Genomic DNA, 12,187 nt, shown 5'->3' with positions numbered 1-12,187 from the left:
GGCTCAGCGCTCCCGGTCCCGCTCGATGGCGGCGCGGGCGGCGGCCTGCTCCGCGGGGCTGCGACGGGTGGCCCGGTAGACGACCACGGTGGTCAGCACGCCCAGCCCGACGAACAGCAGCTGCACCCAGTAGAAGAACGGCCAGCCGAACAGCGTCGGCTCGACGCGGTTGTAGAACGGCACGATCAGCGGCACCACGATCGGCACCAGCAGCAGCCAGTTCCAGGGGCTGCGGTCGCTCCTCCGGGGGGCCGCACCCCCCGTCGGCGGTCGTTCGGCGGTGGCCACGGCGCCCTCCCGGTCTCAGCCGGCCGCGCGGGCCGGGTCCCCTCCAGCCGACCGGCCCCGGTGCACCGTCCACGGGTCGGTGCGGCGCCGGGAGGCGACCGCCTCGACCCTGCCGGACAGGTCCGTGGCCAGCACGTCGGCGACCACGGGGACCCAGGGCCACTCGGAGGCGAAGTGTGCCACGTCACACAAGGCCGGGCCCGGTCGCTCCCCGGACTCGGACACCGGGTGGTGCCGGAGGTCGCTGGTGAGCAGGACGTCGGCGCCGGCCGCCGTCGCCTCGGGCAGCAGCGAGCCGCCGCTGCCCCCGCAGACGGCGACGGTGCGCACCGGCCGGTCCGGGTCCCCGGCCGCGCGGACGCCGCCGGCGGTCTCCGGCAGGACCGCCGCCGCGTGCGCGGCGAAGCCGGCCAGCGTCGTGGGCCGCGGCAGCTCCCCCACCCGGCCGAGCCCGGCGCGGGAGCCGGGCGCCACCGGCTGCAGCGGGCGGGTGCCGGTCAGGCCGAAAGCGGCGGCCAGAGCGTCGTTGACGCCGGCGTCGGGGGCGCGGTCGGCGTTGGTGTGCGCGACGAACAGCCCGCAGCCGGCGCGGACCAGCCGGTGCACCAGCCGCCCCTTGGGGTCGTCGGCGGGGACGCCGTGCACCGGGGTGAGGAACAACGGGTGGTGGGTGACCAGCAGCCCGGCGCCGAGCTCGAGCGCCTCGTCGACGACGGCGGCCACCGGGTCGACGGCGACCAGCACGCGACCCACCGGCTCGGCGGGGTCCCCGCAGACCAGGCCGACGGCGTCCCAGTCCTCCGTGAGCGCCGGGTCGTAGCGGGCCTCCAGCGCGGCGACGACCTCGCCCAGGGTGGCGGTCACGGGCGCCGACGCTAGCCGAGCGCCGTCCCGCCTGCGGCGACCGCGGGTGGCAGGCTCCCGACCGTGGCGGACAGGTCGCTGCGCGCACCCGCGTGGCTCGAGGAGCTGCTCCGCACCACTCCCCCACCCGTGCCGTGGCGCGACGTCGTCCGGTTCGCCGTCGTCGTGCCCGCGCCGCTGGCCGTGGCGCTCGCCGTCGGCGGGCAGACGGCGCTCGGCGCCGGCGTCTTCGCCACCACCGGCGCGCTCGCGGCCACCCTCGCCCCGCAGGGCGGCCCGCTGCGCGACCGGCTGCGCCGCACCGCCGCCGCGGTGGGCCTCGGCGCGGTCGGCCTCGTCGCCGGGCAGTTCGCCAGCGGCGGCGGCGTGCTGCCGGTGGTGGTCGTGGCGGTGCTGTCGGTGGCCGCGGCGGTCATCAGCGCGGTCAACTCGGCGATGTCGCTGGGCGCGCTGCAGCTGCTCGTCTACACCGCGCTGGCGTCGGGGCTGGTGACGCCGCTGCCCGCGGCGGCCGAGGTGGCGTTCTTCGCCGCCGGCGCGGCGTGGGCGACGCTGGCCACGCTGGTGCAGGCCGCCACCGAGCCCAGCGACCCCGACCGCAGCGCCGTCGCCGCGGTGTTCACCCGGATCGCCGGGCTGCTCACCGCCGTGGGCACCGAGGGCACCGACGACGCCCGCCGCGAGCTGACCACCGCGCTCAACGCCGCCTACGACCGGGTGATCCGCACCCGCAGCCTCGCCGCCGGGCGCAACCGGCAGCTGTCGGAGCTGGCCGGGGTCCTCAACGCCGCCGCCCCGCTGGTCGAGGCGGCGGTCGCCGCCGCCCGCACCGGGGTGCACGCCGACCCGCACGACGTGACCGCGGTGCACGCCCTCGCCGCTGCGGTCTCCGGCAGCCGCGAGCTGCCCGCCGAGCGCCCGCCCCCCCTCGACGACGGGCCCGCCGTGCGCCGCGCGGTGCGCCACGGGGTGCGGCTGGCCTGGGCCGTCGTGGGCGACCCCGAGGAGCGCGCGGGCGCCGCCGTCACCCCGCCCCGGCCGTCCTGGCGGGAGCGGCTGCGCGACCTGGCCGACCGCACCCTCGGCAGCACCGACACCCGCGAGTTCGCCCTCCGGCTCACGCTGTGCATGACCATCGCGGAGGTCGCCCGCCAGCTGCTCCCCATCGAGCGGCCCTACTGGGTGCTGCTGACCGTGGCGATCGTGCTCAAGCCCGACTACGGGTCGGTGTTCACCCGGGCGGTGCAGCGCGGCGCGGGCACGCTGCTCGGCGTCCTCATCGGCTCGCTGCTGCTGTCGGTGCTGCCCCGCGACGGCTGGGTGGTGGTCGCCATGGCCGTCGCTGCTGGGCTGCTGCCCTGGGCGCGCGGCGCCAACTTCGGCCTGTTCTCGGTGTTCCAGACGCCGGTGATCATCCTGCTGCTCGACCTCGCCGTCCCCGGCGGGCCGGAGCTGGTCGGCGCCAGGCTGGTGGACACCCTCATCGGCTGCGCGATCGTGCTGGTCGCGGGCTACCTGCTGTGGCCGCAGACCTGGCGGGCCCCGCTGGAGGACGCCCTGCGCGCGGCCACGCTGGCGCTGGACGCCTTCGTCGGCGCCGCGTTCGGCGCGGACCCGGTCGCGCGCCGCCGCGCCCGCCGCGCGACCTACCGGGCGCTCACCGAGCTGCACACGCAGCTGCAGCGCCGGCTGGCCGAGCCGCCGCCGATCAGCACCCGCGCCGCGGCCTGGTGGCCGGTCATCGTGCAGCTGGAGCGGACCGCCGACGCGGTCACCGAGGCGGTCATCGCCGTCAGCGGCGGGGAGCCGGACCCCGACCCGGCGCAGGTGGCGGTGCTCCAGCGGGCGCTGCGCGAGCTCGAGGACGACGTCCGGGCGCACCGGGTGCCCGACGACGCCGAGATCCACGCCGACGGCGTGCTCGCCCCGGTCGCCCGCGAGGTCGACGCCGCACGGCGGCTGGTCCGCGACGCCGCCCCCGGCCGCCGCCCCGAGACCGCGGCGCCCGGCGGCTGACGCACGCTCCGCCATCCGCGCGCGGAAGGCGCTGAGTCGCCGGTCCGCGGCGGCTGCGCTGTCATGGACGGGTGCCGTTCCACCGCTCCCGCCCCGCCCCCGTCCCGCCGCGCATCCCCGTCGTCCCGGGGATCGACGGACCCCCGCCGCCCGGCTCGCGCACCGTCCGCACCGACGACGGCGTGGACCTGCACGTGGAGTTCGACGGACCCGAGGACGCCCCGGTCACCGTGGTCTTCTGCCACGGGTTCACCGCCCGCCTCGGCGAGTTCCAGCTGCAGGTCGAGGCGATCCGCGACCGCGCCCGCGTCGTGCTGTGGGACCAGCGCGGCCACGGCCGGTCCCGCTGGGTCGACCCGCGGACGGCGACCATCGACCGCACCGCCCGCGACCTCGGCCAGGTGCTCGACGCCGTCGTCCCCGCCGGGCGGCCGGTGGTCCTCGCCGGCCACTCGATGGGCGGCATGACGATCATGGCGCTGGCCCGGCAGCGGCCCGAGCTGTTCGGCACCCGCGTCGTCGGCGCGTTCCTGCTGGCCACCTCGGCCGGCGGGTTGGTCCCCCGCGGGCCGCTGGGCCTGGCGGTGAAGGCCATGCGGAAGCTGCACCTGCTGGGCCTGTACCTGTGGTGGCTGCGGCTGCTGGCCCCCGGGCTCGAGCGGCTGCGGCGCCGCGGCACGCGGCTGGGCCACCGGTTCACCCGCCGCTACCTGTTCGGCCGCGACGACGCCACGCGCGAGGCCGTCCGCGTCGTGCAGGCGATGCTCGAGGAGACGCCGCTGACGGTGACCATGGCCTTCTACGGCACCTTCCTCGACCACGACGAGACGGCATCGCTGCCGGTGCTCGGGCGGGTCCCGTGCACCGTCGTCGCGGCCGAGTACGACCGGCTGACCCCCGCCGACCACGGCCGCGAACTGGCCGCGGGGATCGGCGAGCAGGCCGAGCTGATCGTCGTCCCGGGCGCCGGGCACAGCGTCAACCTCACCCGCACCGCCGTCGTCGACCGGGCGCTCACCGACCTGCTCGACAGGGTGGCAGCGGCTGGTCCCGGGACCATCCGGCAGGCAGGCTGATCGAGGACCTGCCTACTGTGTCCGGCACCACACGACCGTGTTCCGACGGCCGGGTCGCCGGATACGGGACCGGCCGACACCGTCTCGACGAGTTGGGGAGCGACCGTGGACCGCCTGAGCGCGACCGATGCCGGCTTCTACTACGCGGAGACCGAGAACGCACCGCTGCACGTGGGCTCGGTCGCGGTCTTCGAGGGACCGGCGCCGTCCTACGGCGACCTGGTGCGCCTGCTGCTGAGCAAGCTGCCGCTGGTGCCGCGCTACCGGCAGCGGGTGCGCGAGGTGCCCTTCAACCTGGGCCGCCCGCTGTGGGTCGACGACCCGCACTTCCAGATCCTCTACCACGTGCGGCACACCGCGGTGCCCAAGCCCGGCGGTGAGGAGCAGCTGCGCAACCTCGCCGGCCGGGTCCTCGGCCAGCGCCTGGACATGGCCAAGCCGCTGTGGGAGGTGTGGCTGGTCGAGGGCCTGGAGGACGACCGCTGGGCGATCATCTCCAAGGTCCACCACTGCATGGTCGACGGCATCGCCGGCACCGACCTGATGCAGGTCATGTTCGACCTCGACCCGAACGCCGAGCACAAGGCGCCGCGCGACTGGTCGCCGCAGCGCAGCCCCTCGGGCGTCGAGATGGTCGCCGGCGCACTGACCGAGACCGTCACCGCTCCCCTGCGCCAGCTGGTGCACGGCCCGGAGGCCGTCAGCACCGGCGCGCGGGGGCTGTTCAACAGCGCCAAGGCGGCGGTGTCGTCGGTCCCGCAGCTGGCCCGCCAGGCGCTGACCCCGATGGCCCGCACGCTCACCGGCCCGATCGGCCCGCACCGGCGCTGGGCGTGGGCCGACGCCGAGTTCGAGGACCTGCGCACCGCCCGCACCGCGCTGGGCGGCACGGTCAACGACGTCGTCCTCACCGCCATCACCCGCGGCTTCCGCGACCTGCTCAAGGGCCGCGGGGCGCTCGGTGGCGACACCGTCGTCCGCACGATGGTGCCGATCTCGGTGCGCAAGGAGGGCGAGCGCGGCTCGCTGGACAACCGGGTGACCGCGGTCTTCGTCGACCTGCCGGTCGGCGAGGGCGACCCGCGGGCCCGGCTGGCGGCGATCAAGCAGCAGATGGACGAGTACAAGCGGACGATGCAGGCGGTCGACGCCCGCTCGATCATCGGCATGGGCGACTACGTCGCGCCGACGCTGCTGGCCCTCGGGGTCCGGTCGGCCATGCAGACCGGCCAGATGTGGTGCCAGGCGGTGACGACGAACGTGCCCGGCCCGCGGGTGCCGCTGTACGTGCTCGGCAAGCGCATGGTGTCCGCGCACCCCTACGTGCCGATCGCCGGCGGCACCCGGATCTCCATCGGGATCTTCAGCTACCTCAACTCGATGACCTTCGGCATCAACGCCGACTTCGACGCCTTCCCCGACGTCGACGTGCTCGCCGAGGGCATCTGCCGCGGCATCGCCGAGCTGGTCGGGCTCGCCGCGGAGCAGCAGCCGGCCGCGGCCGCGCCGTGACCCGGCGGTTGCCGGGCGTGACCCGGTTCACGCCCGGCGACGCCGGGTAGCGCGCCGTGGTGACCGTTTCCGAGACCGATCTGACCGTCGCCGTCACGGGCCCCACCGGCACCTTCGGGGAGGGCCTGGTCCCGCTGCTGCAGGCCGACGAGCGGGTCCGCCGGGTGGTCGGCATCGCCCGCCGGCCCTTCGACCCGGCCGCCCGCGGCTGGACGAAGATGGAGTACCGCCGGGGCGACGTGCGCGACCCTGACGCGCTGAAGGAGGCGTTCGCCGGCGCCGACGTCGTCGTGCACCTGGCGTTCCTCATCACCGGGAACGCCTCGCGGCAGACCACCCGGGCGATCAACGTCGACGGCACGCTGAACGCGTTCCGGGCCGCGGCCGCCGCCGGCGCGCGCCGGTTCGTCTACGCCTCCTCGCTCGCCGCGTACGGCTTCCACCGGGACAACCCGGTGGGCATGACCGAGGACTGGCCGGTGCGCCCGGCGTCCCGGCTGTTCTACGCGCAGGAGAAGGCCGAGCTGGAGCAGCTGCTGCAGCAGGAGGCGCAGGGCCACCCGGAGCTGGGCCTGTACCTGCTGCGCCCGCCGGTGGTGCTCGGCCCGCACACCGTCGGCGCGAAGGACCTGCTGCCCGGCCCGCTCGCCCCGCTGGGGCGGTGGCTGGCCGAGCAGAGCACCCGGCGGCTGCCGGTCCCGCTCCCGGTGGCGGTGCCGGCCCTGCCGCTGCAGTTCGTCCACGAGGACGACGTCGGCTCCGCGCTGCTGCAGTGCGTCGTCGCCGCCGGCCCGCCCGGGGCCTACAACATCGCCGGCGACGGCGTGCTGACCGCCGCCGACGTCGCCCGCGAGTACGGCGCGCTCCCGGTGCCGCTGCCCGCGGCGCCGGCGCAGTTCGCGGCCCGCGCGGTGTCCCGGCTGCCGTTCCTGCCGCCGGCCGCCGAGTGGGTGGAGGCGGCCAGCCACCCGGCGATCATGGACACCACCAAGGCGAAGCAGGAGCTGGGCTGGCAGCCGCAGTACACGGGCCTGGAGGCGCTGCGCGCCACCCTCGACCAGGGCTGAGACCGGCCCGCGCCGCGGCGGACGGGAGCAGGATCGGCCCCCGGCGCCGGCCCGTGACCGGCGGGGCGTCCCGCCCGTTGTACCTCGCGCCGGCCGGCCGCGACGAGCCCCGAGGAAGGAGTGCGCATGAGCCCCGGAGCGGACGACGACGTCCCCCACATCGTGCTGGTCGACGCCGCGAGCGAGGTCGAGCGGCGGATGGTGACCGAGGCGCTGCCCCCGGGCGGGACGGTCCTGCCGCTGAGCGGCTCGGCGCTGACCGGCCCGCTGGCCGACGCCGATCCCACGACCGTGGTCACCGCGACCCGGGTGGCGTGGGCGCCGCGCGGCGGCGCCGAGGTGACCCGCCGCGGGCCCGGCCGGCGCGGGCGGTGGTCGGCGGCCCGGCCCTCGCTGCTGCGCCGCCCGCCGGCCCCGCTGCAGGCCGCGGCGGTGCGCCGCGACCCGGACCGGGCTCGGGTCGTCGTCGCCGAGCCCGCCACCGTGGGCGAGCTGACCGACCGGTGGGACGGCACCGGCAGCCTGGCCGCGTTCGTCGCGCACCAGGCGGCGCTGGCGCTGGACCGGGCCGAGCGGCAGGTGGTCGGCGACCGGGCCAAGGTGCCCCGGCACGTCGCCGAGGCGATCCGGCACAGCCCCGAGTGGCGCGCGGAGGTCGCCGCGCTGGCCGGGCGGCTGGAGCAGCCCGAGGAGGAGGTGGCCGCCGAGGCCGCCGCCGACCTCGACGAGCTCGTCGCGGCGATGGACCCGGCCGCCGTCGAGGTGTTCACCGGGCTGCTGCGGCCGGTGCACGCCCGCGCCTGGGACGTGCAGGCCGACACCGCGCGGCTCACCGACCTGCGCGAGCTGAACCGCACCCACCCGCTGGTGTTCCTGCCCAGCCACCGCTCCTACGTCGACCCGCTGGTCCTCGCCGACGTGCTCGCGCAGCACGACTTCCCGCGCAACCACGTGCTCGGCGGGGAGAACCTGCGGTTCTGGCCGGTCGGGTCGATCGCCAAGCGGGCCGGGCTGATCTTCATCCGGCGCAGCTTCGGCGACGACCAGGTCTACAAGACCGCCGTCCGCGAGTACCTGGCGTTCCTGCTGGCCAAGCGGTTCAACCTCGAGTGGTACATGGAGGGCGGCCGCTCCCGCACCGGCAAGCTGCGCCCGCCGCGGCACGGGCTGCTCGGCTTCGTCGCCGACGCCGTCGAGCGCAAGCGGGTGGAGGACGTCTACCTCGTCCCGGTGTCGATCACCTACGACCAGCTGCGCGAGGTCTCGGGGATGGCCGCCGAGCAGGGCGGCGCCGCCAAGCGCGGCGAGGGCCTGTCGTGGATGGCGTCCTACATCCGCGAGCAGGTGCGCACGCCGCTGGGCACGGTGCACGTGGGCTTCGCCGAGCCGCTGTCGCTGGCCGCGGCCCTGCGCGGCGCCGACCCGGCCGACCCCGGCTCGCGCCGGCTGGGCCTGCAGAAGGTGGCCTTCCAGGTCGCCGTCGGCATCAACTCGGTCACCCCGGCGACGGCGACGGCGCTGGTGACCCTCGCCCTGCTCGGCGTGCGGGACCGGGCGCTGACGCTGGCGCAGGTGCAGCGGGTGCTCGAGCCGCTGCTGCGCTACCTCACCGAGCGGGGCCTGCCGCACTCCGGCGCCGCGCTGCGGACGCCGCGCGGGGTGCGGCGGGTGCTCGGCGCGCTGGCCGGGCAGGGCGTGGTGACCGCCTACGAGGGCGGCGAGGAGCCGGTCTACGCGATCGGGCGCGGCCACCACCTGGTGGCCGCCTTCTACCGCAACAACGCGATCCACCACTTCGTGGACCGGGCGATCGCCGAGCTGGTGATGCTGCGCGACCCGGGCGACCGCTGGGACGAGGCCTACCGGCTGCGCGACCAGCTGAAGTTCGAGTTCTTCTTCGAGGAGCGCGACGCCTACCGCGACCGGCTGGCCACCGAGCTCGAGCGGCTGGACCCGCAGTGGGAGACCGCCGACGGCCGCGACGTCCTGTGCCGCGCCGACCTGCTGGTGGCCCACCGGGTGCTGCGGTCGTTCGTCGACGCGCAGCTCGTCGTCGCCGAGCGGCTGGCCGCCCGTGACCCGCGGACGCCGGTCGTCGAGCCGGAGTTCCTCGCCGAGTGCTCCGGCGTCGGCCAGCAGATGCTGCTGCAGGGCCGGCTGCACGGGCCCGAGTCGCTGTCCCGCGAGCTGTTCGCCGGGGCGCTGCGGCTGGCCGCCAACCTCGACCTGGTCGACCCCGGCCGGGACGACGTGGCCCGCCGGCGGCAGGAGTGGGCCGCTCAAGTCCGGGACGTCGTCGGCCGAGTAGTGGTGATCGACGAGTTGGACGCCGCGGCGCGGCGGGAGAACGTGGGGGTGGAACCGTGACGGCCGAGACGTCGACGGGGGGCGGGCTGCGCGAGCAGGCGGCCGCCATGGCCCGGACCAACGTCTGGACCGAGGAACAGCTGGTGGCCGACGTCGAGGCGGCGCCGCCCGGCCCGCGGGTCGGGGCGTTCTTCGACTTCGACGGGACGGTGATCGACGGCTACTCGCTGGCCGCCTTCGCCCGCCACCACCTGCGCTCGCTGCACGTCACCCCGACCGACCTCGGCCAGCTGCTGCTGACCGGCCTGCGCGGGGTCACCACCGAGGAGGACTTCGAGCGGTTCACCGTCGCCGGCATGCGCGCCTGGGCCGGCCGCAGCGAGGACGAGCTGGCCGAGCTCGGCGAGCGGCTGTTCGTCCAGGGCATCGCCGGCTCGCTGTACCCCGAGGCCTGGCGCCTGGTCACCGCCCACCTGCAGGCCGGGCACACCGTGGTCCTGGCCTCCTCGGCGACCCGCTTCCAGGTGGAGCCGGCCGCCCGCGCGCTGGGCGTGGAGCACGTGCTGGTCTCCCCCGTCGAGATCGTCGACGGCGTGTGCACCGGCCGCCCCGGCGGCCCGCTGCTGTGGCGGGCGGGCAAGGCCGCGGCCGTGCGCGCGTTCGCCGAGGAGCACGGCATCGACCTGCTGCAGAGCTACGCCTACTCCAACGGCGACGAGGACGTCCCCTTCCTGCGCACCGTCGGCCGCGCCCGCGCGCTCAACCCGGGCAAGGGGCTGACCGCCGCGGCCCGCCACTACTCGTGGCCGGTCGCCCGCTTCAAGCGCCGCGCGAGCACCTCCCCGGCCGACGTCGCCCGCACCCTGGCCGGCGTCGGCGGCATGTTCGGCGGCTTCGCCACGGGCCTGGCGGTCGGCGCGCTCGGCGGTTCGCGGCGGGAGGCGGTCGACCTCGGCCTCACCCTCGCGGGTGAACTCGGCAGCGCGCTGGCCGGCGTCCGGCTCGACGTCCAGGGCGCCGAGCACCTGGCCACCCGGCCCGCGGTCTTCCTGTTCAACCACCAGAGCCAGCTCGACGTCCTCATCCTCGCCAAGCTGCTGCGCGGCGGGTTCACCGGCGTGGCCAAGAAGGAGCTGGCGCGGACGCCGGGCTTCGGGCTGGCGTTCCGGCTGGCCGACGTCGCGTTCGTCGACCGCGGCGACCCCGCCCAGGCCCGCAGGGCGCTGGAGCCGGCCGTGCAGCGGCTCAAGGAGGGCATCTCGCTGGTCGTCGCCCCCGAGGGCACCCGCTCGGCCACCCCCACCCTCGGCGCGTTCAAGAAGGGCGCCTTCCACGTCGCGATGCAGGCCGGGGTGCCGATCGTCCCGGTCGTCATCCGCAACGCCGGCGAGCTGATGTGGCGCGGCGCGACGACGGTCTCCCCCGGCACCGTGCAGGTGCGGGTGCTGCCGCCGGTGGACACGAGCGACTGGTCGGTCGAGGACCTCGACCGGCACGTGACCGAGGTGCGCGACTCCTTCCTCGCCACGCTGGCCAACTGGTCCGGGCGCACGCGGCGGCCGGTGGTCGCCGAGTCGCCCACCGCCGAGGAGTCCGCGCCCGCCCCCGCGGTGCCGGCCGCGCCGCTGGACTGGGGCACCTCGCCGGAGATGAACCCCATCGAGACGGCGATGTGGCGCGCCGAGGCGGCCGACCCGCGGCTGCGCGCCAACGTCACGCTGCTCGAGGTGCTCGAGACCGCGCCGGACTGGGACCGCTTCCTCGGCGCGCACGAGTGGGCCTCGCGCATGGTGCCGCGGATGCGCCAGAAGGTGGTCGAGCCGGCCCTCGGCGTCGGCGCGCCCCGCTGGGCGACCGTGGACGACCTCGACCTGGACCGGCACGTGCGCCGGGTGCGGCTGGAGGAGCCGGGCTCGACGCGGCAGCTGCTCGACGTCGTCGGGGAGTTCGCCTCCGCGCCGCTGGACCGCGACCGGCCGCTGTGGGAGGTGCTGCTGGTCGAGGGCCTGGCCGAGGGCCGCGCGGGCTACGTCGTGAAGACCCACCACAGCACCACCGACGGGCTGGGCGCCGTCCAGCTCATGGGCCTGCTGCACCGCCGCAGCCCCGACCGCGACCCCGCCCGCCCGGAGCCGCCGGCCCCGGTGCCCGGCGAGGTCTCCCGCGTCGGGGCGCTGACCGAGCAACTGGTCGGGACCGCGCGGTCGGTGCCGCTGGCCGCGCTGCGCCGCGGCGTGGAGGCGCTGGGCACCCTGCGCCACCCGCGGGAGGTGGCGACCCAGGCCCTCGACGCCGCCCGGGCGGCGACGAAGACCCTCGCGCCGCCGCGCGGCAGCAGCCCCGCGCTCGCCGCCCGCGGCGGGGACTGGCGGTTCGAGGTGCTCGAGGTGCCGCTCGCCGACCTCAAGCGGGGCGCGAAGGCGGCCGGCGGCAGCCTCAACGACGGCTTCCTCGCCGCGGTGGTCGGCGGCTTCCGCCGCTACCACGAGCGCACCGGCGCCCCGCTGGCCACGATGACCGTCGGGATCCCGATCAGCCTGCGCGCCCGCGACGACGCCCAGGGCGGCAACCGGTTCACCGGCGCCCGGTTCACCGCGTCGCTGGCCGAGGCCGACCCGGCCGCGCGGATCGCCACCATCCGCCAGTTCGTCCTCTCGGCGCGGGAGACCAGCGCCAGCGGCGTCACCGACGACCTGCTCGGCCCGGCGCTGCACTGGCTCCCCGCACCGGTCGTCGGCGCGGTCTCCGGGCGGCTGACCAGCGCGAACGACGTCCAGGTGAGCAACATGCCCGGCGTCGCGCACCCGGTGTACTTCGCCGGCTCGCGGATCCTGCGGATGTACCCGTTCGGGCCGCTGCCGGGCTGCGCGGCGATGGTCACGCTGCTCTCGCACGAGGACCAGTGCTGCATCGGCGTCAACCTCGACTCCGCCGCGGTGACCGATCCCGAGGGCCTGGTGGCCGACCTGCAGGCGGGACTGGACGAGGTCGTGGCGCTCGGCCAGGTGTGAGCCAGGTCTCCTGCGGTACAGCACCGGGCGGAAGCCGGTGTCCCAG

8 protein-coding genes are annotated in these 12,187 nt (G+C 76.5%); 6 read left to right on the top strand and 2 right to left on the bottom strand.

All coding sequences use genetic code 11. The features are described from left to right. Positions 1–3: 3 nt before the first annotated feature. Entirely contained in the window at positions 4–288 is a 285-nt protein-coding gene (locus tag ACI79B_RS19855) for a DUF3311 domain-containing protein (protein ID WP_456929568.1), read from the bottom strand. 15 nt (positions 289–303) lie between these two features. Next, the gene (locus ACI79B_RS19850) at positions 304–1,152 is read right to left on the bottom strand and encodes a Nif3-like dinuclear metal center hexameric protein (RefSeq protein ID WP_456929567.1); all 849 of its coding nucleotides are present in this window, start codon (positions 1,150–1,152) and stop codon (positions 304–306) included. 63 nt (positions 1,153–1,215) lie between these two features. On the opposite strand from ACI79B_RS19850, the gene ACI79B_RS19845 reads away from it, so the two are divergent. The 6 genes from ACI79B_RS19845 to ACI79B_RS19820 all read left to right on the top strand — a co-directional run bounded on the left by ACI79B_RS19845 (position 1,216) and on the right by ACI79B_RS19820 (position 12,141). Next, the gene (locus tag ACI79B_RS19845) at positions 1,216–3,168 is read left to right on the top strand and encodes an FUSC family protein (protein WP_456929566.1); all 1,953 of its coding nucleotides are present in this window, start codon (positions 1,216–1,218) and stop codon (positions 3,166–3,168) included. Positions 3,169–3,239: 71 nt separating this feature from the next. After that, positions 3,240–4,244, top strand: a complete 1,005-nt coding sequence (locus ACI79B_RS19840) for an alpha/beta fold hydrolase (protein ID WP_456929565.1) — start codon at positions 3,240–3,242, stop codon at positions 4,242–4,244. A 105-nt stretch (positions 4,245–4,349) separates the two neighbouring features. Beyond that, positions 4,350–5,756, top strand: coding sequence for a WS/DGAT/MGAT family O-acyltransferase (locus tag ACI79B_RS19835; protein ID WP_456929564.1), 1,407 nt, complete (start codon positions 4,350–4,352; stop codon positions 5,754–5,756). A gap of 59 nt (positions 5,757–5,815) precedes the next feature. Beyond that, a complete protein-coding gene (locus tag ACI79B_RS19830) occupies positions 5,816–6,823 on the top strand; it encodes an NAD-dependent epimerase/dehydratase family protein (RefSeq protein ID WP_456929563.1) in 1,008 nt (335 codons plus the stop codon). Between the two features lie 126 nt (positions 6,824–6,949). Then, the gene (locus ACI79B_RS19825) at positions 6,950–9,190 is read left to right on the top strand and encodes a glycerol-3-phosphate 1-O-acyltransferase (RefSeq protein ID WP_456929562.1); all 2,241 of its coding nucleotides are present in this window, start codon (positions 6,950–6,952) and stop codon (positions 9,188–9,190) included. Next, positions 9,187–12,141 carry a wax ester/triacylglycerol synthase family O-acyltransferase gene (locus tag ACI79B_RS19820; protein WP_456929561.1) on the top strand — a complete coding sequence of 985 codons (2,955 nt, stop codon included), beginning with the start codon at positions 9,187–9,189 and terminating at the stop codon, positions 12,139–12,141. Before ACI79B_RS19825 ends, ACI79B_RS19820 begins: the two co-directional genes overlap by 4 nt. Positions 12,142–12,187: the final 46 nt, after the last annotated feature.

This window comes from Geodermatophilus sp. SYSU D00879, from assembly GCF_054050375.1.
The sequence above is the reverse complement of the archived record's forward strand: the minus strand, read 5'-3'. Positions and strand labels throughout refer to the sequence as shown.